The 26,799-nt window shown below is 72.0% G+C and carries 31 protein-coding genes; 5 read left to right on the top strand and 26 right to left on the bottom strand.

Features of this window, described 5'->3' with window-relative positions:
* Positions 1–308: 308 nt before the first annotated feature.
* The 6 genes from AB0C78_RS46790 to AB0C78_RS46765 form a co-directional block, all read right to left on the bottom strand.
* The gene (locus tag AB0C78_RS46790) at positions 309–1,610 is read right to left on the bottom strand and encodes a S8 family serine peptidase (protein ID WP_360761439.1); all 1,302 of its coding nucleotides are present in this window, start codon (positions 1,608–1,610) and stop codon (positions 309–311) included.
* 144 nt (positions 1,611–1,754) lie between these two features.
* A complete protein-coding gene (locus tag AB0C78_RS46785) occupies positions 1,755–2,639 on the bottom strand; it encodes a hypothetical protein (protein WP_360761437.1) in 885 nt (294 codons plus the stop codon).
* Between the two features lie 41 nt (positions 2,640–2,680).
* Positions 2,681–3,670, bottom strand: a complete 990-nt coding sequence (locus AB0C78_RS46780; RefSeq protein ID WP_360761435.1) for a hypothetical protein — start codon at positions 3,668–3,670, stop codon at positions 2,681–2,683.
* The gene (locus AB0C78_RS46775; protein ID WP_360761433.1) at positions 3,667–3,981 is read right to left on the bottom strand and encodes a type VII secretion target; all 315 of its coding nucleotides are present in this window, start codon (positions 3,979–3,981) and stop codon (positions 3,667–3,669) included. The genes AB0C78_RS46780 and AB0C78_RS46775 overlap by 4 nt, the downstream gene beginning before the upstream one ends.
* Before the next feature lie 106 nt (positions 3,982–4,087).
* Positions 4,088–4,489, bottom strand: a complete 402-nt coding sequence (locus AB0C78_RS46770) for a YbaB/EbfC family nucleoid-associated protein (protein ID WP_151546409.1) — start codon at positions 4,487–4,489, stop codon at positions 4,088–4,090.
* 74 nt (positions 4,490–4,563) lie between these two features.
* A complete protein-coding gene (locus AB0C78_RS46765; protein ID WP_360761430.1) occupies positions 4,564–5,277 on the bottom strand; it encodes a hypothetical protein in 714 nt (237 codons plus the stop codon).
* Positions 5,278–5,323: 46 nt separating this feature from the next.
* On the opposite strand from AB0C78_RS46765, the gene AB0C78_RS46760 reads away from it, so the two are divergent.
* The 3 genes from AB0C78_RS46760 to AB0C78_RS46750 are packed head-to-tail and all read left to right on the top strand — an operon-like array spanning position 5,324 to position 7,316.
* Positions 5,324–6,115 (top strand): hypothetical protein, encoded by a 792-nt coding sequence (locus tag AB0C78_RS46760; RefSeq protein ID WP_360761428.1) that lies wholly within the window; start codon positions 5,324–5,326, stop codon positions 6,113–6,115.
* Positions 6,115–6,711 (top strand): hypothetical protein, encoded by a 597-nt coding sequence (locus tag AB0C78_RS46755; RefSeq protein WP_360761426.1) that lies wholly within the window; start codon positions 6,115–6,117, stop codon positions 6,709–6,711. Before AB0C78_RS46760 ends, AB0C78_RS46755 begins: the two co-directional genes overlap by 1 nt.
* Positions 6,708–7,316, top strand: coding sequence for a hypothetical protein (locus AB0C78_RS46750; protein ID WP_360761424.1), 609 nt, complete (start codon positions 6,708–6,710; stop codon positions 7,314–7,316). The genes AB0C78_RS46755 and AB0C78_RS46750 overlap by 4 nt, the downstream gene beginning before the upstream one ends.
* On the opposite strand, the gene AB0C78_RS46745 is transcribed toward AB0C78_RS46750, so the two are convergent.
* From AB0C78_RS46745 to AB0C78_RS46700, 10 genes are all read right to left on the bottom strand, one after another.
* On the bottom strand, positions 7,198–8,505 hold the full coding sequence (locus tag AB0C78_RS46745) for a hypothetical protein (protein WP_360761422.1): 1,308 nt from the start codon (positions 8,503–8,505) through the stop codon (positions 7,198–7,200). The two genes, AB0C78_RS46750 and AB0C78_RS46745, sit on opposite strands and share 119 nt — an antisense overlap.
* A 144-nt stretch (positions 8,506–8,649) precedes the next feature.
* The gene (locus tag AB0C78_RS46740) at positions 8,650–8,958 is read right to left on the bottom strand and encodes a DUF1416 domain-containing protein (protein WP_151539333.1); all 309 of its coding nucleotides are present in this window, start codon (positions 8,956–8,958) and stop codon (positions 8,650–8,652) included.
* A gap of 124 nt (positions 8,959–9,082) precedes the next feature.
* Positions 9,083–9,922: a sulfurtransferase gene (locus AB0C78_RS46735; RefSeq protein WP_151539332.1), complete on the bottom strand. Its 840-nt coding sequence runs from the start codon at positions 9,920–9,922 to the stop codon at positions 9,083–9,085.
* Complete coding sequence (locus AB0C78_RS46730; protein WP_360761420.1) at positions 9,919–10,356, bottom strand: DUF4395 domain-containing protein; 438 nt, start codon at positions 10,354–10,356, stop codon at positions 9,919–9,921. The genes AB0C78_RS46735 and AB0C78_RS46730 overlap by 4 nt, the downstream gene beginning before the upstream one ends.
* Before the next feature lie 80 nt (positions 10,357–10,436).
* Positions 10,437–10,502 (bottom strand): putative leader peptide, encoded by a 66-nt coding sequence (locus AB0C78_RS46725; RefSeq protein WP_360761443.1) that lies wholly within the window; start codon positions 10,500–10,502, stop codon positions 10,437–10,439.
* A 260-nt stretch (positions 10,503–10,762) separates the two neighbouring features.
* The gene (locus AB0C78_RS46720; RefSeq protein WP_360761418.1) at positions 10,763–11,242 is read right to left on the bottom strand and encodes a thioredoxin family protein; all 480 of its coding nucleotides are present in this window, start codon (positions 11,240–11,242) and stop codon (positions 10,763–10,765) included.
* A 67-nt stretch (positions 11,243–11,309) separates the two neighbouring features.
* A complete protein-coding gene (locus AB0C78_RS46715) occupies positions 11,310–12,098 on the bottom strand; it encodes a zf-HC2 domain-containing protein (RefSeq protein ID WP_360761416.1) in 789 nt (262 codons plus the stop codon).
* Positions 12,095–12,610 (bottom strand): sigma-70 family RNA polymerase sigma factor, encoded by a 516-nt coding sequence (locus AB0C78_RS46710; RefSeq protein ID WP_360761414.1) that lies wholly within the window; start codon positions 12,608–12,610, stop codon positions 12,095–12,097. Before AB0C78_RS46710 ends, AB0C78_RS46715 begins: the two co-directional genes overlap by 4 nt.
* A 46-nt stretch (positions 12,611–12,656) precedes the next feature.
* Complete coding sequence (locus AB0C78_RS46705; RefSeq protein ID WP_360761412.1) at positions 12,657–13,361, bottom strand: DUF2993 domain-containing protein; 705 nt, start codon at positions 13,359–13,361, stop codon at positions 12,657–12,659.
* 138 nt (positions 13,362–13,499) lie between these two features.
* Complete coding sequence (locus AB0C78_RS46700; RefSeq protein ID WP_360761410.1) at positions 13,500–13,760, bottom strand: MoaD/ThiS family protein; 261 nt, start codon at positions 13,758–13,760, stop codon at positions 13,500–13,502.
* A gap of 211 nt (positions 13,761–13,971) precedes the next feature.
* Here AB0C78_RS46700 and AB0C78_RS46695 point away from each other — a divergent pair, with 211 nt between their 5' ends.
* Complete coding sequence (locus AB0C78_RS46695) at positions 13,972–14,688, top strand: response regulator transcription factor (protein ID WP_151539325.1); 717 nt, start codon at positions 13,972–13,974, stop codon at positions 14,686–14,688.
* A gap of 181 nt (positions 14,689–14,869) precedes the next feature.
* Here AB0C78_RS46695 and AB0C78_RS46690 read toward each other — a convergent pair whose 3' ends face one another.
* From AB0C78_RS46690 to mshD, 10 genes are all read right to left on the bottom strand, one after another.
* Complete coding sequence (locus AB0C78_RS46690) at positions 14,870–16,540, bottom strand: alkaline phosphatase family protein (RefSeq protein ID WP_360761409.1); 1,671 nt, start codon at positions 16,538–16,540, stop codon at positions 14,870–14,872.
* Positions 16,541–16,582: 42 nt separating this feature from the next.
* A complete protein-coding gene (gene efeB, locus AB0C78_RS46685) occupies positions 16,583–17,785 on the bottom strand; it encodes an iron uptake transporter deferrochelatase/peroxidase subunit (RefSeq protein ID WP_360761407.1) in 1,203 nt (400 codons plus the stop codon).
* Entirely contained in the window at positions 17,782–18,942 is a 1,161-nt protein-coding gene (locus AB0C78_RS46680; protein WP_360761405.1) for an EfeM/EfeO family lipoprotein, read from the bottom strand. The genes efeB and AB0C78_RS46680 overlap by 4 nt, the downstream gene beginning before the upstream one ends.
* A gap of 9 nt (positions 18,943–18,951) precedes the next feature.
* Positions 18,952–19,728, bottom strand: coding sequence for a phosphate ABC transporter ATP-binding protein PstB (gene pstB / locus AB0C78_RS46675; protein WP_151539321.1), 777 nt, complete (start codon positions 19,726–19,728; stop codon positions 18,952–18,954).
* Positions 19,729–19,750: 22 nt separating this feature from the next.
* On the bottom strand, positions 19,751–20,647 hold the full coding sequence (gene pstA, locus AB0C78_RS46670; protein WP_360761403.1) for a phosphate ABC transporter permease PstA: 897 nt from the start codon (positions 20,645–20,647) through the stop codon (positions 19,751–19,753).
* Complete coding sequence (gene pstC / locus AB0C78_RS46665; protein ID WP_360761441.1) at positions 20,644–21,561, bottom strand: phosphate ABC transporter permease subunit PstC; 918 nt, start codon at positions 21,559–21,561, stop codon at positions 20,644–20,646. The genes pstA and pstC overlap by 4 nt, the downstream gene beginning before the upstream one ends.
* Positions 21,562–21,731: 170 nt before the next feature.
* Complete coding sequence (gene pstS / locus AB0C78_RS46660) at positions 21,732–22,847, bottom strand: phosphate ABC transporter substrate-binding protein PstS (RefSeq protein WP_151539319.1); 1,116 nt, start codon at positions 22,845–22,847, stop codon at positions 21,732–21,734.
* 333 nt (positions 22,848–23,180) lie between these two features.
* Entirely contained in the window at positions 23,181–23,771 is a 591-nt protein-coding gene (locus AB0C78_RS46655; protein WP_151539318.1) for a hypothetical protein, read from the bottom strand.
* Positions 23,768–24,013 carry a hypothetical protein gene (locus tag AB0C78_RS46650; protein WP_360761401.1) on the bottom strand — a complete coding sequence of 82 codons (246 nt, stop codon included), beginning with the start codon at positions 24,011–24,013 and terminating at the stop codon, positions 23,768–23,770. Before AB0C78_RS46650 ends, AB0C78_RS46655 begins: the two co-directional genes overlap by 4 nt.
* A gap of 49 nt (positions 24,014–24,062) precedes the next feature.
* Positions 24,063–24,920, bottom strand: a complete 858-nt coding sequence (mshD, locus tag AB0C78_RS46645; RefSeq protein WP_360761399.1) for a mycothiol synthase — start codon at positions 24,918–24,920, stop codon at positions 24,063–24,065.
* 97 nt (positions 24,921–25,017) lie between these two features.
* Here mshD and AB0C78_RS46640 point away from each other — a divergent pair, with 97 nt between their 5' ends.
* Entirely contained in the window at positions 25,018–26,697 is a 1,680-nt protein-coding gene (locus tag AB0C78_RS46640) for a bifunctional metallophosphatase/5'-nucleotidase (protein ID WP_360761397.1), read from the top strand.
* Positions 26,698–26,799: the final 102 nt, after the last annotated feature.

The following is a 26,799-nucleotide window of genomic DNA, read 5'->3' as shown; positions in this document are numbered from 1 at the left end:
CGACGCCGAAGGCGCCCTTGACTTTGGAGGGGCGGCCCCGTACGCAAGCGCCACCCCACCACCCGAACACCCTTATCCACGATCTCCCGAACACCTTTCCCGCCGGTGAACCCGAAGACCCATTCCGAAAGAGAATGCCGAACGCCCCACCCCGAAGAGAATCGCGCGCCCCTCGCTTCAAGACCTCCCGAGCACCACTCGACGAGCTCCCGAACACCACCAAACGAGCTACAGAGCACCCCTCGACGCACCCCCGCGCACCAACACGAGAACAGCGCGCCAAAGAACGACAACCACCCAAAAAGGAATCAGTCGCGGTCTTCGCCGGTCGGGAGAGCGGGGATGCGGCCCGGCTTCCAGCCTCGGCGGCGTCCCATCGGGATGACGGCGCCGCCGAAAGCCACAAGCACGGTCAGACCTAGCGCGCCACCGGCGATGCCGAGCCCGATGTTGCGGGTGCGGTGGTCGACGGGCGCGGGGTGCGCGATCGGAACGGGTCCGCTCAGCGGGCGTGCGGCGGACGCCTCCCCGGGCTTGGCGTTCGCGTCCAGCACGGCGGACACCGCCTGCAGCGGGCTGATCATCCCGTACCCGCTGCCCTGCCCGTTGCCGCCTTCCGCGGTGATCAGGATCCGGTTGATGACCTGCTGGTACGTCAGCTTGGGGTACCGCGACCGGACGAGCGCGGCGACCCCGGCGGCGTAGGGGGCGCTGAAGCTGGTGCCCTGCTGGCCGCCGATGTACCCGGTGCCGACGGTGGAGATGATGTCCTGGCCGGGCGCGGAGACGTCGATGCGGGTCTTGTGGTTGGAGAAGTCGGAGATCGTGCCGCTCTGGTCGACCGCCGCGACGGACAGGACGCCCGGGTAGTTGGCCGGGTATCCGGCGCTCTCCTTGCCGCGCTCGTCCTTGTCGACGTTGCCCGCGGCGGCGACGATCAGCACGTCGTTCTTCTTCGCCACCTGGACGGCCTGCCGCAGCAGCGTGGTGTCGGGTGCGCGCGCCGACACGTTGATGACGTTCGCGCCGTGCTCGGCGGCCCACTCGATGGCCTTCGGCAGCAGCGTGTTGTCGTCGGTGCTCTCGCCGGTGGTGAACTTGGCGTCCAGCAGCTTGGCCTGCGGCGCGACGCCGACGAACGGGACGTTGCGGCGGCGCTGGTCGGACGCGGCGATGATGCCGGCGACCTCGGTGCCGTGCCCGTAGCAGTCGGTGGGCGTGGTGTGCGTCGCGTCGAAGCTGCCGGTGATCTTGCCCTTGAGCTGCGGGTGGGCGGCCTCGATGCCGCTGTCGACGACGGCGACGGTCACGCCGGCGCCGCGGGTGATCGGCCACGCCTGCTCGAAGTCGAGGCGCCGCTGCGCCCACGGCTGCTGGGTGATCGCCGAGGCGGGCTGGCCGCTGGGCTTGTTGCACTGGCCGCCGGACGGGGCCTGCTGCTGCTTGGGCTCGGACGTCTTCTTCGGCGCCGGCTTCCTGGTCGCCGGCGCCTTGGTGGTCGGTGCGGCGCCCGGCCGGTCGCCGGGGGCGGCGGACGCGGCCGGTGCGAGCACGAGTGCCGTGGTCAGGGCCAGGCTGGTGGCGCCGGCCACGAGTCCCGCTCCGCGCATTCCCCATCTCTCCTGAAACCGTGCGAACGCCATGACTCTAGACGATTCGCCGCCGTCATCCGGACTCCGCGTCCCATCTCCGCCCTACTCGGGCTCAGCGCCCGCCCCTTCCCTACTCGGGCTCGGCGTCAGGCATCTCCGGCCCTAGTCGGGCTCCTCTTCCTTGTGCGGTGGCTCGACGGTCTCTTCGTCCCACGTCCAGCCGAGGGTCCGGGCGGTGGCGGCGAGGGCGTCCCGGGTGCGGCCGCTGATCTCGACGGAGAAGTCGGCCATGCCGGTGTCGTGCCGGACGATCACGTCGGGGCCGCCGAACAGGGCGGTGTCGGCGCCGAGCTCCCGCCAGTTCTGGAAGCCCATCGGGCGGTACGCCGCCTCGATGCGCTCCCGCAGCGGCGGCCCGTCCGCGAAGTCGTCGTCGTTGAGCTGGACGCTCCAGCCGAAGTGGGACGGCAGCCGGACGGCGGCGAGCAGCACGAAGAACTCGGAGAGGGACCCGGCCTGCAGCGCCCACTCGTCCTCGTCGATGCTGACGAGGACGCGCGGGTCGTCGTGGCCGGCCTCGGCCGCGAGGTAGGCCCACTCGTTGCAGTACTCGTATTCGGCCATGAAGCAGCAGAGCCGCAGGTCACCACCGGGTTCGACGAACGGGTTCGGCTCCGGCAGGCCACCGGCGACGCCGTAGCCGGACGGGTCGGGCCGCAGCGTCGGCGGATACTCGGGGTTCGTCCAGTACAGCCGGGCCGAGTAGGTGAAGGAGTTGAACGGCAGGTCCCACCATTCGTCCAGCGCTTTGGGGATGGGCAGCGATCGGTCGACGCCCTTGAAGGGGTCCTTCTCCTCGCCGGTCCATCCCTCGTGGAGCGAGCGGACGTAGGCGCGGTGCTCGGTCTCCGACCATTTCGGCCACGGGTCGGCGCCGGCGGGCACCGTGTAGCCCCATTCGTCCTGGAACGCGCGCAGCAGGTCCCAGCGCGGGCGCGGCCCGGCGAGCCGCTCCGCGAACCGCCCATAGTCGATGATCTCCGTCACGCTGGCAGCGTAGTGCCCTCCCGGGGGCCCGGCGGGGGCGTTCAGGAGGTGTAGTGGCCGTCGTCCATGCCGTCGCCGAAGTCGCGGGCGGACTTGGCGGCCTCCGCGCCGGTGCGGGCCCACAGGCTGCCCGCGACGTTGGCGGTCTGGCCGACGAACGAGCCGTCCATCGCCTCGGTGTAGCGGCGGTAGGCGGCGGGCGTGAACATGACCTCCGCGACGTTCGAGCCGTTGATCTTCGGGTCGGCCCAGCGGTTGATCTGGTCGCCGCGGCGGCCGAGCGCGGCGGCGGCGTCGGCGGCGCGGGTGCTGGTGCCGCTGAAGCGGTCCACGAACCGGCGGATGACCTGGAGCAGCCGCGCGAGCCGCTTGCCGAGCCGGGCGAACAGCGTGATGGCGTCGCCGACGACGCTGGCGATGAAGAAGCCGAGCGAGCCGCCGAAGGTGAACACCGAGGTCGCGAGGGCGAGCAGCGCCTTGGAGACGACCTTGCCGACCCATTCGGAGATCGCCGCGAACACGAACGCGCGCTCGACGGCGACGACCTGCCCGGCGACGGCGATGCCCTGCGAGGTGTGCTGCGCGGTCTGCGCCACGGCGTCCAGCGCGCCGACGTACTCCTTGGCGGTCTTGCGGTAGGCGGCGGACGCGTCGCCGCCCCACGCGGCGACGTCGCCGATGGCGTCGGAGTAGTCGTTCGCGGCGCCGATCAGCTCGGTGGCGACGTTGGACCAGGTCTTCGACAGCGCCTGGATCTGCTTGGGGTCGCCGGTGAGCACCTCGAGCGGCTCGCGCAGGAACGCGATGTGCTCGAGGAGCCAGCCGACGCCGGCGCTGAGGATCGCTCCAAGGGGGTCGAGGGCGATGCCGAGGGCGTCGAGGCCGACGGCGAGGCCGTCGACGGCGAGGGTCTCCCAGTTCTTGTTCTCGCCGATGTCGGCGACGAGGCCGTCGATGCTGTCGGCGAGCCCGGCGCCCTCGAACCGCTTCTGCCCCTCGGGCTGCGCGATCAGGTCGTTGGGGGTGGTCATCGGGCCTGCTTCGTGAGCGCCTCGATGGCCTGCTCGACGGCCTCGTAGTTCTGCTTGCTGCTGCGCAGGCCGGTGGCCATCGAGCGGCCGAGCTTGGCGGCCTTCTTGACCATGTCGTCGGAGTCGCCGAACAGGCCGGCGAGCGCGGGCACGATGAGCGGGGAGCAGAGCGCCCCGTACATCTGCCAGCCGCCGAGGGTGGACTGGGCGGCGGCCTGGTTCGCCTTGTCGACGCGCGCGGCGACGTGGTCGACCTTGACCGCGTGCGTGTCGAGCGCGGACCTCTCCACTTCGAAACCGTTCTGGCCCATGGGGCTCCTTCGCGTACGCGGGGCGGGCGCCGGGATCATCGGCGCGGGCGGGCGGGCGGGTGGACGCCGGCGGTCACCGGCGCGAGCGGGCAGGCGGGCGCCGGGGTCACCAGCGCGGGCGGTCCTGGTCGTCGTCCTCGTCGGCGGGCGGCAGGGCGGCGCGCAGGAAGTCCATGGCCTCGGAGTCGTCGCCGACGACCTGGGACATGATCTCGACGGTGCGGGCGGCGCCGCGGCCGCACGCCTTCCGGTAGGTCTCCATGATCGACGCGGTGAGCTGCGCGCCGCTCATCCGGTCGGCGTGCGAGGACAGCCGCAGGTCGAGCAGCACGCCGCTGGGGTTCACGGTGACGGTGACCGCGTGGTCCCGGCTGGTCAGCGTCGTGGTGTTCCCGGCCAGTTCCCGCTGGGCGCGGTCGGCGCGCTCCTTCATGGCGGCGGCCCACTGCTGCTGGTCGCGGAGCCACTTCTCGGGGTCGGCGATGGCGGGCGGCAGGTTCGGGTCCATGCACTTCTCTTCCGGACGGGTGACCGGATCCGGACATTACAACAAAGATTCACCGCGTCGCCACGTAATGATCATTATTCCGACGGGACGCCGCGCTCCTCGCCGGAACGGTCCACGTCGAGGTCGGCCAGCCGCGCCCGGTCGTCGAGCCATTCGTGCGGGAGGCGGCCGTCACCCAGGTCGACGAGCCGGACGCCCGGCGCCAGGTTCTCCAGAGCGCGTTCCAGCGCGCTCCGGTTCAGCCGCCAGTCGCGCCGCCGGACGTACGCGCTCACCGCGTGCTCGCGGGGGAACGCGCTGTCGGCGAGCTTGCTCGCCATGTAGTCGAAGGTTTTACGGTCGGCGCCGGACGGCCCGGACCGCGTGCGCGCCGCGGCCAGCCGCTCCTCGAACTCGGCGACGCCGCCCGGCGCGCCGTCCCGCAGGCTCACGCCGAGGTGGCGGACCGGCGACCGGCGGACGATCCGCGGCACGTCGAAGCAGACGATCGCGTCCACGTCCGACCAGGGGAAGAACTGCGGGCCGGCCCCGGGGCGCGCGCCGATCCGGACGCCCTCCGGCTCGACGGCGAGCGCCGTCCAGCCGCTGCGGGCCATCCGGCGCAGCCGCGCGATGCCGCCGCCGACCAGCCACAGGACGACGACGGTCCAGAACAGGATGCCGAGCACGGCCTGCCAGGCGTGCATCTCCGCCATGAACGTCCCGGCGACGACGAGCGGCGCGGCGACCACCCCGGCGATGATCATGAGGACGGGCATCACCGGGATGAAGCGGATTCTGTACGCCATCCGAGGAGCTTAGGGACTCAAGGGTCGTCGTACTAGCATTCGGCGGGTGCAGCCCACCGCCCCGGTCCCCCCGCCTCCCGGCGGGCCGCTCCCGGGGGAGCCGTCCGGCGCAGGCGGGAGCCGCGCCTCCGCGAGGCGCCGGCTGGTCCCCGCCGCCGTGGCGTGCGCGGTCGCCGCCGTCGCGGCCGTGACGTGGGCCACGGGCGGCTTCAAGGAGGCGCCGAAGCAGCCCGTCGAGAGGCCCGGCAAGGCGCTGAACGTCGGCCTGTTCACCGTGACGGTCCGCGACGCGCGGATCGGCCTGGTCAAGGGCGTGTTCGACAGCGATCCGAAGCGGTACCTGATCGTCCGGATGCGGGTGGTCAACAACGGCAGGGAGACCGAGTCGCTCGGCGACGGCGGCCTGACGGACGGTCTCGCCGCGCGCACCAAGGCCGGCAAGTGGCTGGAGCCCGACCAGGTCGAGGGCGTCGCGGGCGGCGCGAAGACGGACGCGGTGCAGCCGGGGCTGCCGGTCGAGGCGTCCGCGATGTGGAAGGCGGGACCGGCGGACGCGCCGCGCCGGTTCACCATCGGCCTGCGGAAATGGGAGTACCGGACGGGGTTCACCGACGTCAGCTACAACTGGCTGCCCGACACCGAGGACGGCGCGCTCGCCGCGAAGATGACCCTCCCGGTCGCGGCCGCGGCACCCGCCGCCGCGCCCGCGCCGACCCCGACGCTCTTCCCTACGCGCGCGGCGCGACCGACCGGAACGGCGCGGCCGACGCGCGGCGCCACCCGTCCGCCCGCGCAGCGCACCCGCCCGGCGCGGCCCCGTCCGACCGCGAGCCCCTGATGAACGGGCGCGAGCTGCTGGTGCGCGGCGGAACCGCGGTGATCGGGACGGGCCTGCTCGTCGCGGCGATGTGGGTGCACACGATGCGGCCCAAGGTGGACGCCAAGGAGCTGGACCCGCTCCGCAACGACGGGAAGATCGGGCAGACCGTCTCCAACCGGATGTTCAGTGTCCGCGTCGAGGGCGTGCAGGCGGCGCGGTCGCTCGCGCCCGGCCTGAGCTTCGGCAACGAGCCGGCGATCGGCACCGACGGCATCTACCTCGCCGTGCGGATCCGCGCGAAGAGCGAGCGCGAACCGCTCCGCATCGGCACGGCGGTGCTGGAGACGCCCGGCGGCTACGGCTACCGCTACGACCCGCGGTCCGGGACGACGAGCACCGTCCCCGACATGCAGCCGATGATCTGGGCGCCCGGGACGCTGCTGTTCGAGCTGCCGAAGCAGCGCCTGCGCGGCGCGCACCTCGTCGTCGGAACGGGCGGCCTGCTGCCCCAGCTGTCCGCGGAAGCCGACATCGACCTCGGGATCAGCCCCGCCCGGGCGCGGGCGCTGCTGCGGAGCGCCGTCGACCGCTTCGACCCGGAGGCCGCCTCGTGACGACCGCCGGCCCCGCCTTCGACGACCCGCAGCGGACCAACCCCGACCTGCCCGCGATCCCGCCGCGGGCCCGGCCGCGGCTCCGCCCCCGCGACCGCCGCATCGTCCAGGCGCTCGCGCTGACCGCCCTGCTGCCCGCCCTCCTCGTCCTGAAATGGGTGGACGAGACCAACAGCGTTGAGAAGAACCTGAAACCGCCGGAGAAGGTGACGGACGTCCCGCACGGCGCGACCGGCTCCCTGATGGGCGCGCAGTGGAAGGTCGTCGCGCGGCAGGCGACCGCGCCGCTGTCCTTCGGGACGAAACCGAAGGACGACACCGTCACGCAACTGCAGGTCGTCCTCGCCGTCCGCCCGGGCGACGCGGCCGCCGCGAAGGCGATCGGCTCCTACGGCGTCGTCTACACCTTCACCGACGGCGACGGGCGCAGCTGGTCGGCGACCGGCCTCGCCGCCGGGACCCCGCGGGCGGGCGCCGTCGCCCGCCTCACCGTCCGGGGGACGGTGCCCCGGACCATGGCGGCGGCCCTGGCGCTGCGGGTGCAGGCGCCGAAGGCGTCACGGAAGCCGGGGACGCCACTGCCTTCGCTGCGTTTCGCGCCGTGACCCGCGCCATCACCAGGTTGAACGCCGCCGCGAGCAGGCAGATCCGCAGGATCTCGAAGACCAGGCCCGTGCCGAAGTCGACCAGCGGCAGCCGCGGCATCCACCACGTCACCTCGTGCGGGCCGAGGAGCTGGTAGACCCACCGGCGGGACGCGTCGCGCCCCACGTCCAGCGCGGAGAACAGCAGGCAGAACACCGCGAACGGCAGCATCCCGGACCGCCGGACGAGCCGCAGCCCGTACCAGGCGGGCAGCCACATCTCCCGGAACCCGCGGGTCAGCACCTCCCGGACGCTGCCCTGCCGCTCGATCCCGCCGGCCGCCGCGAGCCGCCGCGCCGCGCGCCCGCGGCCGAGCACGACCCGCTCGTCGCCGGCGTCCAGGCCGAGGATCACCCCGGCGATGACCAGCCAGATCAGCGCGCCGAGGACAGCGTCCTTGAACGGCGGCCACAGGTCCAGGACGGGTCCGGCGGCGCCGTCGAGCCACTGCCAGGCCTGCCGCCCGGTGATCCAGCCGGCCGCTTCGCCGCGCAGGTGGTCGATCGTGAAGATGCCGAAGAGCGTGAAGTTGATCTCCAGGAAGGCCATCAGCGCGCCCGCCGAGCGGCCGAGCCGCTCCTCCAGCAGCCACTCGACCGCCGTCTTGAGCACGAAGAACGCCGCGGTGATGCCGACCGCGAGCACGACGTGCTTCTCCAGCGAGATCAGCATGCCCATGCCCTTGAGCTGCCCCTGGAAGCCGCCCTCGGTGAAGCCGCGGCTCGCCGCCATGTCGGCGAACTCGCGGGCGTCGTCGGTCTGCAGCCCCCACGCCAGGTAGAAGATGACGAACGGGAGCGCGGCCCGCGCCATCGCGCCGACCACCGACTCGTCGTTGCCGACCGCCCACGGCGTCAGGTCGCCGTCCGCCTCGCGGGCGTGCACGACGTCCAGGCCCTCGCGGACGCAGTGCACCATCAGCACCGCCGTCGCCAGCGTGATCATCACCAGCAGGCCGACGGTGACGAGCGGCGCGACCGTCGCGGCGGTGCCCTTCATCGCGCCGAGCCGGTACCCGCCGTACAGCGCGCCGTACCGGAGCAGCCGCCCGGCGGTGAACCACAGGGTCAGCGGCAGGACGAAGCGTCCCGCGAGCTTGAGCGCGGCCCACGGCAGCAGCAGCGGCGACCGGGCGGACAGTGCGGACATCGCGCCGATGCTACCCCGCGGCCCCTCGACGGCCCCAGGTCGCGGCCCGGACCGTGGGCACCTCCCGGACCTCGGCACCATCCGGAAACGGCGAACCCCGCCGCCCCGGACAGACCGGGACGGCGGGGTTCGGCGATCGTGCGATCAGATGGCCACCTGGAGCGCGGCGACCTCGCCGGTCTTCGCGGTGACCGCGTTGTCGACGCTCACCCCGCCCGCGGCCAGCACCCGCACCGTCCAGTCGCCGTCGGCGGCGAAGAAGCGGAACACGCCCTCGTCACCGGTGACGACCTCGGCGGTGAACTCGCCGGTCGAGTCGAGCAGGCGCGCGTACGCGCTGGACACGGGCGCGCCGTCACGGGTGACGGTGCCCTGGATGACGGCCTCGTTGGTCAGGTCGACGGTCGCGGGAAGGTGCGCCGTCTGCTCCGGCGCTGCGCAGCCCTGGGTCATTGCTCCTCCATCTCCGTGCACACGGAAAGATTCGTTCCGCCGGCGGCGGTGGGGTGTCGTGCGGGCGGTGGCGTGCCGCTCCGGCACGCCGACCTCGGTGTTACTCGGGCTCGCCGAGCGCTCGCTACTTGGGCTCGCCGAGCTCGATCGGCACGCCGACCAGCGAGCCGTACTCGGTCCACGAACCGTCGTAGTTCTTCACGTTCGGCAGGCCGAGCAGCTCGCGCAGCGCGAACCAGGTGTGCGACGAGCGCTCACCGATCCGGCAGTAGGCGATCGTGTCCTTGTTCAGGTCGACGCCGGCCTCGGTGTACAGCTCGCGGAGCTCGTCGTCGGACTTGAACGTGCCGTCGTCGTTGGCCGCCTTCGACCACGGGATGCTGCGCGCGGTCGGCACGTGGCCGGCCCGCTGCGACTGCTCCTGCGGCAGGTGCGCCGGGGCGAGCAGCTTGCCGCTGAACTCGTCCGGGGACCGGACGTCGATCAGGTTCTTGCTGCCGATCGCGTCGACGACCTCGTCGCGGAAGGCGCGGATGGTGAGGTCCTGCTCCTTGGCCTTGTAGTCGGTGCGCGGACGCGACGGGACGTCCTCGACCAGCTCGCGGGAGTCCAGCTCCCACTTCTTGCGGCCGCCGTCGAGCAGCTTCACCTTGTCGTGCCCGTACAGCTTGAAGTACCAGTACGCGTACGCGGCGAACCAGTTGTTGTTGCCGCCGTAGAGGATCACCAGGTCGTCGTTGGCGATGCCCTTGGCGGACAGCAGCTGCTCGAAGCCGGTCTTGTCGACGAAGTCGCGGCGGACCGGGTCCTGCAGCTCGGTCTTCCAGTCGATCTTGACGGCGCCACGGATGTGGCCCTTGTCGTAGGCGGACACGTCCTCGTCCACCTCGACCAGGACCAGGCCCGGGTCGTCCAGGTGGGCCTCGACCCAATCGGTGTCCACCAGGACGTCGGAGCGGCTCATGCGGGAACCTCCCTGTCGGAGCGAATCTTCGCGGTGATACGTCGGAAGAGCGGATAAATCTCGCAGCCGAGGCAGAACCCGAACGCCGCGTTCAGGAACGCCGCCGCCAGCGCGAGGGCGGTGGCACCGATGCCGAGCCAGGTGATCCCCGTCCCGTATCCGACCGTCCCCACCGCGGCGAAGACGAACCCGACGCCCTGCGCGAAGCGGGGCGGGGCCGCGTCCTCCAGTTCGGCGGGAGGGGCGAGCCGGGGGCGGATCAGCGCTTTGAACACCAGCCCGTACGGGGCGTACCGGAGGCCGAGGAACGCGCCGATGGCGAACACGACGGCCTGAGCGGTGAGCAGTGCCCAGCTTCCGGTCACCAGGACCGCGACGAGAACGACCGTCGTGACGGACGCACCGAAGCGCGGCCCACGCGGATCAACCTGCATCGGGGTGCTCCATGGCGGAGAGGAAGCGTGCGTACGAGCGTGGAAATCGGAAGAGCTCGGGGGCGGATGGGCTCGATGCCTCAGGCCGTGCGACAGAGCGAGGCGGCCACGCGGCAGAAGTCGACCGCGCGGCGCTTCGTGAGCATCTGCTCTGTCCAGTAACGCACGGACACGATGTTAAGCCGACAATCCACGCGCTGTCACATCCGTCTCGCCTTCCGAGACAGTGACATGTGTCTTATCCCAGGTCATCCGGGTACGGCTCACAGGTTGATCCGCCGCCCGCGGGTCTTGACAGCGCCGCGGGACGCCCGCCCGCGCGGCCTCGCCGGTCGCGGAATCGCCCGCGATCACCGGACAGCCGAGATCGCCGGGATCGCCGGAATCGCCGGGATCGGATCGCCGGTCACGGGATCGCGACGCCGAGGGCGGCGATCACGTCGGCCTTGCGGGGAGCCCCGGCGGCGCGCCGGACGACCCGTCCCGCCTCGTCCAGGACGAGGACGGTCGGTGTCCGCACCACGTTCAGCCGGCGCACCAGCTCCAGGTGCGCCTCGGCGTCCAGCTCCACGTGCGCGACGCCGTCCACCATCCCGGCGACCTCGCCGAGGACGCGCCGGGTCGTGCGGCAGGGCGCGCAGAACGCGCTGGAGAACTGCACGAGCGTGGCCTTCGCGCCGAGCTCGGCGCCCAGCTCGTCGGGCCGCAGGGTCTCGCCCACCTGCTCGTCCACTGCGTCGTCGCCGTCCTTCCGCGCGTCGCCGCCGGCACGGCCGGCGCCGCCGGCGCCCGGCACAGCGCGCAGCACGCCGTCACGGCGCCGGCGGACGAGGCCGAACACCGTCGCCGCCAGCAGCACCCCGAGGGCGACCCAGACTCCGGTCATCACCGGGACCAACCCGCCCGCGCCCGCTTTTCTTCCACGGGACGGAGCCTACGGGGGAATCGGGTGCCTACGTCGGGATGGTGAGCAGCGGCTTCCCGTCCAGGCCGACGATCTCGAACGAGTAGAGCTGGCCGCGCGGGAACATCGTCGAGCCGTGGTAGTCGCCGTAGCCGCGGTCGTACGGGACGGACCAGCTGCCGATGGCGTCGCGCCGCCCGTCCCGGGCGATCACCATCATCCGGCAGTGCTCCCCCTTCGGCACGCCCGACAGGTACAGCTCGACCTGCGTCCCCCACTCCTTGCGCTGCAGGTAGACGACGCCCTTGATCTTGTTGTCGGGGTTGACGGCGACGAGCCGCTCGCCCCGGCCCGTCGGCGTCACCGTCGCCTCCGGTTCCGGCTCCGGCGACGCCGACCCGGCGGGCGGTGACGCTGCGGGCGGGGACGCGGTGCGGCCGCCGTCCCCGGACGGGAGCACGAACCCGCCGAACAGCGCGCCCACGACCAGCAGCAGGCACGCGGCGGCGGCGAGCGGGGCCCATCGGGTGACGCGGCCCCGCCCGCCGGCCCGCCGCCCCAGCGGGCCGAGCCATCCCCTCCGTCGTTCGGCCGCGCGGGCCAGCAGCCCCTCCAGGAACTCCGGGTCCGGCGAATCCCGGCCGGGCCCGGTGATCTGCTCCAGCTGCGCCTCCTCGACCCGGCCGAGCAGCGCGGGCAGCCCCGCCAGCCCGGCCAGCTCGTCCCGGCACGCCGGGCAGCCCTCCAGGTGCGCGTCGACCCGTCCGCGCTCGGCCGGGTCGATCGCGCCGACCACGTACACGCCGAGCGCGGTGCGCACGTCCGCGCATTCGTTCATGGCGCCAACCCCCGCTCCTCCAATGCGAGTTTGAGCGCCCGCAGCGCGTAATAGGTGCGGGACTTCACGGTGCCGGGCGGGATGCCGAGCGCCTTGGCGGCCTCGGCGACCGACCGGCCGCGGTAGTAGGTCTCCACGAGGACGGCCCGGTGGGACGGGGTCAGCTCGGCGAGCGCCTCGGCGACCGTCCAGGACTCCAGCGCCCGGTCGATGTCGTCGGAGCCCGCGAGCGTCGTCAGGAGCTGCTCGTCGATGCCCGTCTCCGGGGGCCGCGCCCGTTTCGCCCGGTGCGCGTCCACCACGAGGTTGCGCGCGACGGTGAACAGCCACGGCCGGACCGGACGGCCCGCCAGCGCGTCCGGGTGCCGCCAGGCGCGCAGCAGCGTCTCCTGCACGACGTCCTCCGCCTGGAGCCGGTCCCCGCCGGTCAGCCGCAGGACGTAGCCCAGGAGGGGACCGCCGTGCTCGCTGTACAGGGCGCGCAGCAAACCCTCATCCGCGGTGGGACCCACATCCCTGTCACGGATCCGGGCGCGTCCCGGTTCACGGGGTCCGCGGCTATTTCTGCTGCTGCTGAAGATCGTTCAGGTTCACGTCGTGGGCGGTCGCCGTGACCTTCAGGCCCCCGGCGGTCGGCTGGATGCCGCTGATCCGCGCGCCGATGGGCAGGTCCCTGACCGGGACGACCCAGGTGAGCTGCTGCCGGACCAGCGTCAGCGGCATCTGCGCGGCGCCCTCCCCGACCGACTCCGGCGTGATCGCGATGCCCTTGGACGTCGGCTTCACCGACACGACGGCGGTGCCGTTCACCTTGAACCCGAGGACGCTGCCGGTCAGGCCCACCGCGAGGTCGTTCCCCTTGGGGCCGAGGCTCTCGACCTCCTTCGGCGCCTCCTTCTTGATCACGTCGTAGGGGATGATCGCGGAGGCGGCGGCGGTGCCGGCCGTCATGTTCGTGGTGTCGCCGTTGATCACGTCGGACAGCGGCGCGTTCAGGCCCCGCATGTCCACCGTCACGTCGGAGACGGTGACGCCCTGCTCCGTCCAGTCGCCGATGTCGACGGTGATGTGGTCGTACTCGCCGCCGACCACCTGCGTCAGGAACGGGATGCCGTGGATCGTGACGTCGGGCCGCTGCGGCAGGTCGTACTGCGCCGCGACCTGCTGCGCGATCCGGTCCTGCGCGACCCGGACCCCGACCCGGTCGGCGACGACGAGGCCCACGGCGACCACGATCAGCAACGCCAGCAGTGCTTTGCGCATCTCTCTCCCTCGGGCGGCGGCACGCGCGATCGCCACACCTTAGTGCCCGAAACGCCCCGGTCGAGTCGCACTGCGGGATGAGTTGGCGGTGCGCCCGGATCATCCCGCGTGCTCAGTCCCAGTGCCGGGCCCGCGGGATCAGCCGCCCGCGAAGGGCGGCAGCACCTCCACCACGCCGCCCTCCGGCAGCTCCACCGACCCGTGCGGGCGGCCGCCCACCGGGTCCCCGTCGATCAGGAACGAGCTGCGGCCGACGACCCGCGCGAACTCCGCGCCGCGCCCGCCGCGCGCGAGCGCCGCCTCGATCGCCTCCGCCAGCGTCCCGGCGTCGTACGGCTCCTCGTGCGTCCCCGCCGCCGCCTTCGCCGCGGCCCAGTACCGCATCGTCCCTCTGGCCACGCTCCCACGATCTCATGCCCTCCGGACATGCGGCCATTGCCTCCGCCGAGGGCTCGGATATGCTCGGGACGAGGGATCCGGGCGACGAGGCCATGGAGTTCATCCGCAAGACCCTTCATGGCCGCCTCGTCTTCGAGCCCGGCGGCCGTGCCGGGGCTTGGAGGGTGAGCCGCCTGGGTCCTACGTCTTTTTGGGACGAGGAGGCGGGCACTTGAGCAGCTTGCTCTTGCTGACCAACGCGCTGGAGCCGTCCGACGAGGTCCTGCCCGCGCTCGGGCTGCTGCTGCACTCGGTGCGGGTCGCGCCCGCCGAGGCGTCCGCGCTGATCGACGCGCCGCCCGCCGACGTCGTGCTGGTGGACGCCCGGCGCGACCTCGTCCAGGCCAAGAGCCTGTGCCGGCTGCTGCGCACCACCGGGCTGGACTGCCCGCTGCTCGGCATCGTGACCGAAGGCGGTCTCGCGGCGCTCAGCTCCGAGTGGGGGCTGGACGACATGCTGCTGCAGACCGCCGGGCCCGCCGAGGTCGAGGCGCGGCTGCGGCTCGCGGTCGGCCGGGCCGCCGCGGTCGCGGACGCCGACGAGGTGCCGGGCGAGATCCGCAGCGGCGAGCTGACGATCGACGAGGCCACCTACACCGCGCGGCTGCGCGGCCGGATCCTGGACCTCACGTTCAAGGAGTTCGAGCTGCTCAAGTACCTCGCGCAGCACCCGGGCCGGGTCTTCACCCGGGCCCAGCTGCTGCAGGAGGTGTGGGGCTACGACTACTTCGGCGGCACCCGGACCGTGGACGTCCACGTCCGGCGGCTGCGGGCCAAGCTCGGCGCCGAGTACGAGTCGCTGATCGGCACCGTCCGCAACGTCGGCTACCGGTTCGTCCCCGACCACCGCCCGGGCGACGCTGAAGAACGAACCCCCGCCAAGGCGTAGTCGCCCAGGGGGGCGACCCCCTGGAACCCCGTCACGACGGAAAGGCGTTTCCCGCTCCGCCGGCGCTCCGCGCGAAACACCTTGTCCGTCGTCGGGCGGCCCCGCTGCGCTCGCTCCGCGGGCCCGCCCGTGGCGGCGGCTAAGGCTCGAACCCGCCGGGCTGGGGTTCAAGCCCGCCGGGTCAGCCCTTGCTGACGACCGCTCCGGTGTCGGGGTTGAGGATCACCTGCTTGGCCTTGGGGTGGCGGAAGTCGAACATGCCCTCGATGGTGCCGGCGCGGCCGTCGAAGGACGCGTCGCCGAGGCGGCCGGTGCCCCAGTTGTCCTCGATGAAGCGCAGCACCGACGCCTGCTCGACCTCGTGGTGGTCGACGTGGTTGACCTTCGCGTACGGGGAGATGACCAGCATCGGGAGGCGCTGGCTCGGGCCGCAGCGGTCCTGGTAGCCGCCGGCCGCCTTGACGTTCGCGCACAGCGGCTGGTCGACCGACGCGTCGGCCGAGCCGTTGGTGATGCGCGGCGCGGCGTGGTCGTACCAGCCGTCGGAGTCGTCATAGGCGAGGACGACGGCGGTCGACTTCCACTCCGGCGACTGCTGCAGCTTGTTGATCGTGCTGGTGACGAACTTCTGCTCGTCGATCGGGTCAGAGTAGCCGGCGTGGCCGTCCTGGTAGGAGGGCGCCTTGAGGAAGCTGACGGCCGGCAGGTTGTTCGCGTTGAGCGCGGCGTCGAAGTCCGTCAGGTCGTACTGGTGGTTGGCCTGGTCGGTGCGGCCGATGGCCTGGACGGACGACGGCGGCAGGTGCTTCTCGTTCGCCGTCGACTTGTAGTACTGGAACGGCTCGTGGTGCGGGCTGTAGTCGACGACCTGGTTCTTGCCGATGTTGGCGTGGGCCGCGCCGCAGACGGCGTAGCCGTTCGCCTTGCCGGTGGGACGGAACCCGCCCTGGAACCAGCCCCAGGTGACCTTCTTCTCGTTCAGCAGGTCGCCGACGTTCTTGCCGGTCATGACGGCGAGGGCGTTGGCGGAGGTGTGGTTGTTGTCGGAGCAGTCGTCGAACGCCGGGTCCGGGTCGTTGATCATCGTGCCGACACCGTCCGCGTTCGGCGACTGGACGGTATAGGCGTCGGTGACCTTCTCGTGGGTCTTCGGGTCGACGGCGTAGACGCCGTGGGTCTGCCCGGAGATGAGGTTGATGGCGCCGGGGGTGGACGGCCCGAACGTCCCGTCCCACGAGTTGTCGCTCATGGCGTAGTTCTGGGCGTAGTTCCACATGCCGGTGACGGTGTTGCCGTCGAAGTAGTCCATGACGAGGCCCGGCTCGCCGAACAGGATGGGCTGCCCGGTGCACTTGTCCTTGCCGGTGAACTCGACGAACTTGTCCATCTTGCCGCCGTTGACGGCCTTCTGCTCCGAGGCGTAGCCGTGGTCCTGGTCGCAGGTGAGCGCCTGGGACGGGGACAGCCGCTTCGGGTCGTACTGGTTCGGGTTGTGCTTCAGGAGCTTCTTGGTGAGGCCGTCGACCTTCGGGGTGCCCTTGGCGGGGTGGAACGGCGTCCCGTCGGTGTTGGCGGCGTGCGGGTAGGTGCCGAAGTAGTGGTCGAAGGAGATGTTCTCCCCGTAGATCACCACGACGTGCTGGATCGGTGTGCGCGCGGGCGAGCCGTGCCCGTGGCCGGTGGCGCCGTCCTGGGCGGTGAGCCCGGCGGACGCGCCGGACGCTCCGCAGGCGGCGGCGAGCCCGGCGAGCCCCGCCGTGACGGCGGCCGCGGCGATCAGCAGGGGCCGGCGGCGGGTGCCGCGGCGGCGTCCGGTTCCGGCCGGTTCTCGTGGACCTGGTGTCTCCCGCATGTCTCCTCCTCTGGTGAGGGGCCTCGCAGGCGCGCCGCGCGCCTACTCGATCAACCCCCGGCCGAGATGATCTACCCGATCTCTGACGCCGGGAAGAACGAAGAAGTAACCGCCGCCGAACGGTGATATGTAGTCGGTGAGGGGTTCGTCGGCGAGGCGCTCCTGGACGGCCTCGAACTGGCGGTGCGGATCCTGCTGGAAGCAGCCGAAGACCAGCCCCATGTCGAGGTTCCCGGCGCCGTCCACGCCGCGGTCGTAGTTGCAGGAGCGGCGCAGGATGCGGCTGGCCTCGGTGTCCGGGACGCGCGGGTTGGCGCGGCGGATGTGGCTGGTCAGCGGGATGACCTTGCCGATGGGGTCGTTGGCGTAGCGGGGCGCGTCGGTCTCGTGGACGCCGTCGAGGGGCGCGCCGGTGTCGCGGCTGCGGCCGAACATCTGCTCCTGCTCGGGCAGCCCGACCCGGTCCCAGAACTCGACCAGCATCCGGATCAGCCGGATGACCTGGTACGTCCCGCCGGACGTCCAGGCGGGCTCGTCGCGCGCGGCCCAGACGAGCCGGTCCATCACGGCGGCGTCGGTGACGTCGGGGTTGGCGATGCCGTCCTTGAAGCCCATCAGGTTGCGGGGCGTGCCGGACGGGCGGGGCCGGTTGGCGAACCCGCTGATCCGCCAGCGGATCTGCATGCCGCCGCGGGTGTGGCGGCAGATGTCGCGGAGCGCGTGCAGGACGGTGTCCTCGTCGGCGGCGCCGAGGGTGAGGACGAGGTCGCCGTGGCACCAGGAGGGGTCGAGGTCGTCGTTCGGGAACGTCCGCATCCGGGTGAGCCGCTTCGGGCGCCTGGACGCGAGGCCGAACCGGTCGTCGAACAGGGACGCGCCGACGCCGGCGGTGACGGTGAGGCCGCCGGCGGGGGCGTCCGGGCCGAGGATGCCGGAGTCGGGCGGCGGCGCGCTGATGCCCGGTTCGGTAGGGACGCCGCCGCTGGTCAGGACGCGCGCCCGCTCCGTCAGCGCGCGCATCAGGTCGGTGAGCTCGGCCTTGGTCTCGGCGATCACGTCGAACGCGACGACGACGGAACGGGCCTGCGGCTCCTCGAGGATTCCCGCCTGGTGGACGCCGTGGAACGACGGCGCCTTCGGGGTCCGCGGGCCGTTCGCGGCGGCGGCGCCGCCGGTCGTGACGGCCCCCGCGACGCCCGCGGCGAGCGCGCCGCGCAGGAAGGAGCGGCGCCCCGGCCCGGTCACGACGTCCTCCTCACCGCGGCGACGGTCGCGACCGGCGCGAGCCGTTCGACGAGGTCGCCGACGGCGCCGTTGATGCGCTCGCGGTCGGTGGTGCTCAGCTCGTCGAGCGGCGTCCATCTCCCGTGCCGGTGCTGCGCCTCCAGCAGCTTGGACGTCCGGTCGAGGCCGCCGTCGATGCCGCTCAGGTCCATCCGCGGCTTCAGCACGGGACGCATCGGGTCGAGCACCGCGCGGGTCCCTTCGAGGTTCGCCGCCGCGGTCGCGAGGGCCGTCCCGCTGCCCTGGTCGCCCTTGCCGGTCAGCTCGAACTGCACCGTGTTCTCGAGGATCTCGTGCGCCCGCAGCCCGAGGTCGGACGGGTCGATCTGCTCGCGCGGGAAGTCGGCGATCAAGGCGCGGACGTCATCGGCGAGCCGGTCCGCCGGTTTCCGCAGCGACGCCGCGGACTCCCCGTGCCACAGCCCGTGCTCGACCCGCCGGAACCCGGTGAAGCCGGGATCGTCCACGCCGTCCGGCAGCCCCGCCGGACGCCCGTCGATCTTGTCGGCGTAGTCGCCGAACGTGCCGTACGCGGCGCCGAGCCGCTCGTAGGCCAGGTGCGCGGGCAGCCACTTCGCGCGCGCCGCGTCCAGATCGCCGGACCGGACGGCGTCGCGCAGCGCGTCCACCCTTTCGCGCAGGACACCGAGCCCCTTCGTCACGTACGCACGATAGGACCGCAGCGCCGGGAAGAGGTCGTTCTGCGTGACGGGCCGGACCGCCGGACCGCCCGCCGGGCCGCTCACCTTTACCTTCGGCCCCGTGACGGGATGCCCGCCCTCCGGGAAGCACCAGAAAGCGTACGTCCCGCCGCCGAGCGTCACCCGCATCGTCCGGGTCGTCCCCGGCCCGACGCCCTCCAGCTCGGCGTAGATCGCCCCGCTGGACGGGTCGATCAGGTCGACCTCGGCGGCGGCGCTGTCGGCGTTGTGCACCAGCAGCGTCTGCGTCCCGGCGTGCGGGTCGTCCCAGCCGCGGCCGCAGTGGGCGCGGTCGGCCTGCACCGCCGTCCCGCCCCGGTGGCCGCCCCCGGAACACGCCGCCAAGGAGACGCCGAGCACCGCGCACAGGCAGCCGCCCAGCAGCCGCCCCCACGGGAGCGCCCGATCATCGTCCACCGCGGCAGGTTAGCCGAAGCGGCCGGTGATGTAATCCTCCGTGCCCTTCTGCTCGGGGTTCGTGAAGATCTTGCTGGTGTCGTCGATCTCGATGAGCTTGCCGGGCTTGCCGGTGCCGGCGATGTTGAAGAACGCGGTCCGGTCGCTGACCCGGGCGGCCTGCTGCATGTTGTGCGTGACGATGACGATCGTGTACTGGCTCTTCAGCTTGCCGATCAGGTCCTCGATCGCGAGCGTGGAGATCGGGTCGAGCGCCGAGCACGGCTCGTCCATCAGCAGCACCTGCGGCTGCACGGCGATCGCGCGGGCGATGCACAGGCGCTGCTGCTGGCCGCCGGACAGGCCCGCGCCGGGCTTGCCGAGCCGGTCCTTGACCTCGTTCCACAGGTTCGCGCCGCGCAGCGACTCCTCGACGATCTCGTCCAGGCGGCGCTTGCCGCGCACCCCGTTCAGCTTCAGCCCGGCCGCGACGTTGTCGTAGATCGACATGGTCGGGAACGGGTTGGGCCGCTGGAACACCATGCCGACGACGCGGCGGACCGCGACGGGGTCGACCGACGAGGCGTACAGGTCCTCGTCGTCCAGCATCACCTTGCCCTCGACGCGCGCCCCCGGGATCACCTCGTGCATCCGGTTCAGGGTGCGCAGGAACGTGGACTTGCCGCAGCCCGACGGGCCGATGAACGCCGTCACCGAGCGCGGCTCGATCGTCATCGAGATGTCCTCGATGGCGTGGGTGCCGCCGTAGTAGGCGTGCAGCCCGGAGACTTCGATCCGCTTGGCCATTGTGGGGTTCTCTCCTATCGGGCTATCGGGACGACGGCTTGCGCAGCCACGCGACGAGGCGGGCCGCCAGGTTGAGCAGCATGATGAGCAGGATCAGCACCAGCGCGCCCGCCCAGGCGCGGTCCACCGCGTTGGTGTTCGGGTCGGTGGACTGGTCCCAGATGAAGGTGGGCAGCGAGCCCTGCGCGCCGCTGAACGGGTCGGTGTTGATCGCCTTCGTGATGAAGATCGTCAGCAGCAGCGGGGCGGTCTCCCCCATGACGCGGGCGACGGCGAGCATGACGCCGGACACGATCCCGGGCAGCGCCGTCGGCAGCACCACGAACATGATCGTGCGCCAGCGCGGCACGCCGAGCGCGTACGCGGCCTCCTTCAGGTCGCCGGGGACGAGCTTCAGCATCTCCTCGGTGGCGCGGACGACGGTCGGCAGCATCAGGATCGTCAGCGACAGCGCGCCCGCGAAGCCGGAGAAGTCCATGCCGAGCGCGAGCAGCCAGAACGCGAGGACGAACAGGCCCGACACGATCGACGGGATGCCGGTCATGACGTCGACGAAGAAGCTGATCGTGCGGCCGAGCCGCCCGCCCCGCGCGTACTCCACCAGGTAGACCGCGGTGAGCACGCCCAGCGGCACGGAGATCAGCGTGGTCAGCCCGACCTGCTCCAGCGTGCCGATGATGGCGTGGTAGGCGCCGCCGCCGGCGTCCTTGCTGGCCAGGCCGTTCATGGAGTGGGTGAGGAACACGCCGTCGAACCGCTTGGCGCCGTTGGAGATCACCGTCCACAGCACCGACACCAGCGGGATCACCGCCAGCAGGAACGCCAGGTAGACGAACACCTTCGCGGCGCGGTCCCTGGCCTTGCGTCCCGCCGACACCGACGCCAGCGTCGAGCTCTTGGTGCGCGAGAGGGTGGTCACGAGAACTCCTTGCGGCGGGCCACGACCGCGCGGGCGCCCACGTTGACGATCAGGGTGATGACGAACAGGACGAGGCCGGACGCGATGAGCGCGCTGCGCCCCGTCGGCCCGGACATGGCGAAGGTGTTCGCGATGTTCGCGGCGAACGTGTTGCCGCCGTCCTTGAGGATGTGCCAGTCGATCCCGGACGTGGTGGACAGCACCATCGCGACCGCGATCGTCTCGCCGAGGGCGCGGCCGAGGCCGAGCATCGCCGCCGACACCATCCCGGACCGGCCGAACGGCAGCACCGCCATCCGGATCATCTCCCAGCGGGTCGCGCCGAGCGCCAGCGCCGCCTCCACGTGCGCGTGCGGGACCTGCACGAACACCTCGCGGGTGATCGCGGAGATGATCGGCAGGATCATGATGGCGAGCACGATGGCGGCGGTGAGGATCGTCCGGCCGCCGGTCTCGCTCCCGCCGAACAGCGGGATCCAGCCGAAGTAGGAGTTGAGGAACTCCGACACCCCGGTCATCTTCGTGACCAGGAAGTTCAGCCCCCACAGGCCGTAGACGATGCTGGGCACCGCGGCGAGCAGGTCGACGAGGTAGGCCATCGGGCCGGCGAGCCGGCGCGGCGCGTAGTAGGTGATGAACAGCGCGATGCCGACCGCGACCGGCACCGAGATCACCAGCGCCAGGACCGACGTCATCAGCGTGCCGAAGACGAGCTGCGCGATGCCGAACTTCGCGGGGGTCCCGTCGGGGTTCCACTCCTGCGAGGTGATGAAGTTCGCCTTGTCGTCCTGGAGCGCCGGGATCGCCTTCCAGACCAGGAAGACGGCGATCGCCGCCATGATCGCCAGGATCACCAGGCCGGAGCCGCGGCTCAGCCCGGCGAAGATCCGGTCCCCGGCGCGGCCGGTGCTCATCGAGAGCGCGGGCCGGGGACGCTCCGCCGCCTTGGCCAGGGCGGCGGGGGTGTCGCTCGTCACGGTGTCTCCCTCCTCGCGGCCCGCGTCCGGGCCGCTGAGACGTGCGGCGGCCCCGCCGCCGGGATCACCGGCGGCGGGGCTGTGGCTGGTGCCGGAGTCCTCGCGGGTCAGGACAGGCCCTTGACCGTCTCGCGCACCTTGGTGGCGATGTTGTCGGGCAGCGGGGCGTAGCCCTGCGCGGTCAGCGACTGCTGGCCCTCGGGGCTGGAGATGTAGGTCAGGAAGGACTTGACGAACTTCGCCTGCTCGGCGGGCAGGCCCTTCTCGCAGGCGATCTCGTAGGTCACGAGGACCAGCGGGTAGGCGCCCGCGACCTTGGTGCCGTAGTCCAGCTTCAGGGCGAGGTCGTTGCCGGTGCCGACGATCTGCGCGCCCTGGACGGCCTTGGAGGCGCTCTCCGGGCTGATCTCGGTGTACTCGCCGGCGCCGTTCTGCAGCTTCGCCGTCTGCAGGCTGTTGTTGCTGGCGAACGACAGCTCGACGTAGGAGATCGAGCCCTCGGTCTGCTTCAGCGCGGTGGAGATGCCGTCGGAGCCCTTCAGGCCCTGGCCGCCGGGGGCGACCCACTTCTTGCCGGGCTCGAACGACCACACGTCCGGCGCGGTCGCCTTCAGGTACTTGGTGAAGTTGTCGCTGGTGCCGGAGTCGTCCGAGCGGTGCAGCGTCTTGATCTCGGAGGACGGCAGCTTGGCGCCGCTGTTCTCCTTGGCGATCGCCGCGTCGTTCCACTTGGTGATCTTGCCGGCGAAGATGCCGGCCAGGGTCTTCGGCGACAGCTGCAGGCCGTCGACCCCGTTGAGCTTGTAGACGACCGCGATCGGGCCGGGCACCATCGGCAGGTCGATGGCCTTGCCGGTCTTGCAGCGCGCGTCGGCGGGGCCGTGCTCCTCGGGCTTGAGCGCCGAGTCCGAACCGGCGAAGGCGACCTGGCCGGAGGTGAACGCCTGGACGCCCGCGCCCGAGCCGCTCGGGTTGTAGTTGATGTTGGCGCCCGAGCACTTGCTGGTGTAGACCTTCGTCCACTCCTCGATCGCGTTCTTCTGCGCGCTCGACCCGGCCGCGTTGATCGCGCCCTTCGCGCAGTCGATGTTGGCGGCCGCGGCGCTGGTGGCGCCCGTCGTGTCGCCGCCGCCGTTGTTGTCGTCACTGCCGCAGGCGGACAGGGCCAGCGCCCCAGCGACGACCACACCGCCGAGGGCGGCGAGCCGAGAACCGTTCTTCACCGGGAGGTCTCCTCTTGGATTCGTCGGGCGGGTCCCCCGACCGCCGCACTGGCACGGTTTGACCAGGTGGTGGGGTCGCCGTCGGATGCGACGGTAGGCAGGCGAGGTGACCGGACACCCCGATCCAGGTGAACGGAGAATGAACGAGGTCGAGCTCTATTGCGAAGAATGTCCTGATTTGGCGTGGCCGCCGGGTTAACAGCGCAGCTCAGACATGCCAAAAGCCCGTGCGGAGACGGTCATACGGGTTTGTCAGGACGGGCGCCGGGAAGCGGCCCCTTTCGGCCACGGTGACGGGTTCGGCCACGTGCCGGGGCGCCGCACGGCCGGCGGTCACTCCGGATCGGCGGGCTCGTCCAGGCGGCGCTTGTAGTAGGCCCAGGGCGAGTCGAAGTCGGACGGGACGATGAGCTCCCAGCCCCGCTCCTCCAAGGCCCGGCGGCGGCGGCGCGACGGCCACCACAGCCGCCGGTGCTCCCACTTGTCCGGCGAGGCCTCGACCAGGTGGAAGAGGTAGCCGTAGTCGACGGCGTGCCAGCCGCGGCGGCCCTCCTTCTCCAGCGCCTCCATCTCGTTGAAGGCGTGCAGCGGCCGCAGCACCCTGCGGGTGGGCCCGGCCTCCGGGACGGCCCCCTTGCCCGCGGCCACGGACGCGCCGAACCGCTGCTGGGCGGCCTGCCGGCTGATGCCGAGCAGCCGTCCGACGACCTCCCAGCTGTGCCCGGCGGCGCGCGCGCCGGTGATCGACTGGCGCAGCAGCCTGCTCGTCTCCTCCGCCGCGACGGCCGACGCGGCGACCAGCAGCAGGGCGGCGTCCGGGTCGCCGTCGAGACCCTCGCGTCCCTGCGCGCGCGCGGACAGGACGGCCTCCGCGACGGCCTCGCGGATCGCGTCCGCCTGCTCGCCGGTGAGGCTCGGGCTCACTGCCCGTCCTCGTCGCGGGCGGGGAGCGGTTCGAGTTCGTCGAGGCGGGCGGCGTCCGCGGACGGTACCGCCGAGCGCAGCGTGAGGACCGCCGTGACGACGCCGACGATGAAGACCGCGAACGCGGCGACGATCGACGCCACCCACAGCGCGAGGCTGTCGTACACGGCCTGGAGGGCGAAGAGGACCGCCACCACCGGAAGGCCGGCGACGCCGATCAGTGCACGGGCAGGAGGGGTCATGACGTCAAGGATTCCTTGACATCCCCGCCGTGTCAACGATTCATTGACATCACTCGGGAGCGCCGTACATGACGTCGACCGCGAACCGGGTGAACCCGAGCGACTCGTAGAGCCGGACGGCCGCCGTGTTCGACTCGTCCACGTACAGCATGAACTGCCCGAGCCCGCTGTCCCGCAGATGGTGCAGCCCGGCGAGCGTGAGGGTGCGGCCCAGGCCGAGCCCCTGCGCGTCCGGGTCGACCCCGACCACGTACACCTCGCCGATGCCGCCGGGATGCGTCTTCGTCCAGTGGAACCCCACCAGCTCGCCGCCGCGCTCGGCCAGGAAGAAGCCGGACGGGTCGAACCAGTCCTCGGCCTCGCGCTCCCGGACGTCCTCGATCGTCCAGGCGCCCTGCTCGGGATGGTCGGCGAACGCGCGGCCGTTCACCCGCAGCCACGCCTCCTCGTCGCGTCCCGGCTCGAACGCGCGGAGCCGGACGCCCTCGGCGACCTTCGTCTCCGGTAGCGGCCCCTCGGCGGGACGCCGCATCTGGAACAGCGCGCGCACACGGGGCATCCCCTCGGACTCGGCGAGCGCCGCAGCGGCCGGCAGATCACCGTGCGCCCACACGCGCAGCGGACCGCCCGCCTTCTCGCGCAGCGCCCGCAGCAGCGCGCGCCCATGCCCGCGCCGCCGGAACTCCGGATGGACGACCAGCTCACCGGCGGCCGGCTCGCCGTCGGCCGCCGGATCGAAGTGCGCGTACCCGGCGACCGCGCCGCCGTCGCGCACCACCAGGCCCCCGCGCCCGGCGCGCAGCGCGAGCAACGCGTGCTCCGACAGCGGCGCCACGCCGTCCGCCTCCGCGGCCGCCTCGACCAGCGCGCCCGCCTGCCCGGCCTCGTCCCCCCGCAGCTCGTGCATGATCACACCCTAACCGGCCGCCGCCCTGGTCAAGTTGTCACATAACCGTCATCACTCCGCCGATCGCCGGATGCCCGGCCTCTCTAGCGTCCAGCGCATGATCCGACGACGCACCCTCCTGGCCTGCGCCGCCGCGGGGGTCACGGCCCTGGGCCTGGCCGCGACGCCCGCGTCCGCGCATCCCAAGCCCCCGGCGCCCGTGCGCCTGCTCGCGCTGAACGACTTCCACGGCAACCTGGAGCCCCCGACCGGCAGCTCCGGCACCGCCATCGACGAGAACGGCAACTCCGTTCCCGCCGGCGGCGCCGCGTACATCGCCGCGCACCTCAAGCAGCTGCGCAACCGCGACACCCTCACGGTCGCGCAGGGCGACCTGATCGGCGCGTCGCCGCTGATCTCGGCGGCCTTCCACGACGAGCCGTCCGTCGAGTTCATGAACGACATCGGGCTCACCGCGTCCGCCGTCGGCAACCACGAGTTCGACGAGGGCTACCAGGAGCTCCTCCGGATCCAGAACGGCGGCTGCCACCCCGTCGACGGCTGCTCCCCCGCCGGCAAGTGGAAGGGCGCGAAGTTCGACTACCTCGCGGCGAACGTGCTGCTGGAGAAGAAGAACGAGCCGCTCCTCAAGCCCTGGACGATCCGCCGCGTCAACGGCGTCAAGATCGGCTTCATCGGCGTCGTCACCAAGACCACCCCGACCATCGTCACCGCCGACGGCGTCAAGGGCCTGCGGTTCGACGACGAGGTCGACGCCGCGAACAAGGCCGCCGCGGAGCTGAAGAAGCGCGGCGTCCACGCGATGGTGCTGCTCGTCCACGAGGGCGACAACGTCACCGCCGGCGAGAAGCCCGACGACTGCGGCGTCGTCCCCGGCGCCGGCACCCGCATCGCCCAGCAGGCCGACCCCGACATCGACGTCGTCCTCGCCGGCCACACCCACCAGCAGTACGTCTGCACGGTCAAGGGGCCCGACGGCCGGCCGCGGCTCTACTCGTCCGGCTCGTCCTTCGGCCGGATCATCACCCAGGTCGACTTCAAGGTCGACCAGCGCACCGACGACATCATCCGCTCGTCGATGACGGCCGACAACCACGTCGTCACCCGCGACATCGCCCCGGACCCGGCGACGCAGAAGTTCGTGCAGACCTGGAAGGACCGGGTCAGCGTGATCGCCGACAAGCCGGTCGGCAAGATCACCGCCGATCTCACCCGCGCCCCGTCCGCCGCCGGCGAGACCGCGCTCGGCGACGTCATCGCCGACTCCCAGCTCGCCGCGATGAAGGACAAGGGTGCGCAGGTCGCGCTGATGAACCCCGGCGGCGTCCGGACCGACCTCGTCTACAAGGCGAGCGGCTCCGAGGGCGACGGCGTCGTCACCTACGGCGAGGCGTTCGCCGTCCAGCCGTTCAGCAACGTGCTCGGCGTGACGTCGCTGACCGGCGCGCAGCTCGACGCCCTGCTGGAGCAGCAGTGGACGTCCGCGGGCGAGAAGATCCTGCAACCGTCCGCGAACCTGCACTTCACCATCGACCGCTCGAAGCCGGTCGGCGACCGCGTCTCGAACATCACCGTCGACGGCACCGCCGTGGACCCGGCCGCGACCTACAAGGTCGCCGCCAACAACTTCCTGCTCGGCGGCGGCGACGGCTTCACCACGTTCACCCAGGGCAAGGACCAGGTCCTCGGCCCCATCGACCTGGACGGCTTCGTCGCCTACCTAGGCGCCCAGGGCACGATCGCGCCTCCCGCCCTGACGAGGATCTCCGGAAACTGAGAGCCGGCTGGACAACGGTACGGAAGGCCCGGCTGAGCGACGGTACGGAAGGCCAGAGCTCAGCCGGGGCCACGGGCAGGCCCGCGGAGCGAGTGCAGCGAG

This window comes from Actinomadura sp. NPDC048394, assembly GCF_040651755.1.
GTDB classification, from domain to species: Bacteria; Actinomycetota; Actinomycetes; order Streptosporangiales; family Streptosporangiaceae; genus Spirillospora; species Spirillospora montaniterrae.
Note: the sequence above shows the minus strand (reverse complement) of the source record. Positions and strands in the feature narration are given on the sequence as shown.

Coding starts and splice junctions, on each gene's coding strand:
- AB0C78_RS46790 (WP_360761439.1), bottom strand. CDS start 1,610: ATGCGCGGAGCGGGACTCGTGGCCGGCGCCACCAGCCTGGCCCTGACC.
- AB0C78_RS46765 (WP_360761430.1), bottom strand. CDS start 5,277: ATGGCGTACAGAATCCGCTTCATCCCGGTGATGCCCGTCCTCATGATC.
- AB0C78_RS46720 (WP_360761418.1), bottom strand. CDS start 11,242: ATGACCGGAGTCTGGGTCGCCCTCGGGGTGCTGCTGGCGGCGACGGTG.
- pstB (WP_151539321.1), bottom strand. CDS start 19,728: ATGGCCAAGCGGATCGAAGTCTCCGGGCTGCACGCCTACTACGGCGGC.
- AB0C78_RS46745 (WP_360761422.1), bottom strand. CDS start 8,505: ATGTCCGCACTGTCCGCCCGGTCGCCGCTGCTGCTGCCGTGGGCCGCG.
- mshD (WP_360761399.1), bottom strand. CDS start 24,920: ATGCACGAGCTGCGGGGGGACGAGGCCGGGCAGGCGGGCGCGCTGGTC.
- pstC (WP_360761441.1), bottom strand. CDS start 21,561: ATGAGCACCGGCCGCGCCGGGGACCGGATCTTCGCCGGGCTGAGCCGC.
- AB0C78_RS46650 (WP_360761401.1), bottom strand. CDS start 24,013: ATGACCCCTCCTGCCCGTGCACTGATCGGCGTCGCCGGCCTTCCGGTG.
- AB0C78_RS46735 (WP_151539332.1), bottom strand. CDS start 9,922: ATGAGCCGCTCCGACGTCCTGGTGGACACCGATTGGGTCGAGGCCCAC.
- AB0C78_RS46755 (WP_360761426.1), top strand. CDS start 6,115: ATGAACGGGCGCGAGCTGCTGGTGCGCGGCGGAACCGCGGTGATCGGG.
- AB0C78_RS46690 (WP_360761409.1), bottom strand. CDS start 16,540: ATGCGGGAGACACCAGGTCCACGAGAACCGGCCGGAACCGGACGCCGC.
- AB0C78_RS46705 (WP_360761412.1), bottom strand. CDS start 13,361: ATGCGCAAAGCACTGCTGGCGTTGCTGATCGTGGTCGCCGTGGGCCTC.
- AB0C78_RS46770 (WP_151546409.1), bottom strand. CDS start 4,489: ATGGACCCGAACCTGCCGCCCGCCATCGCCGACCCCGAGAAGTGGCTC.
- AB0C78_RS46730 (WP_360761420.1), bottom strand. CDS start 10,356: ATGCAGGTTGATCCGCGTGGGCCGCGCTTCGGTGCGTCCGTCACGACG.
- AB0C78_RS46640 (WP_360761397.1), top strand. CDS start 25,018: ATGATCCGACGACGCACCCTCCTGGCCTGCGCCGCCGCGGGGGTCACG.
- AB0C78_RS46740 (WP_151539333.1), bottom strand. CDS start 8,958: ATGACCCAGGGCTGCGCAGCGCCGGAGCAGACGGCGCACCTTCCCGCG.
- AB0C78_RS46775 (WP_360761433.1), bottom strand. CDS start 3,981: ATGGGCCAGAACGGTTTCGAAGTGGAGAGGTCCGCGCTCGACACGCAC.
- AB0C78_RS46780 (WP_360761435.1), bottom strand. CDS start 3,670: ATGACCACCCCCAACGACCTGATCGCGCAGCCCGAGGGGCAGAAGCGG.
- AB0C78_RS46715 (WP_360761416.1), bottom strand. CDS start 12,098: ATGAACGAATGCGCGGACGTGCGCACCGCGCTCGGCGTGTACGTGGTC.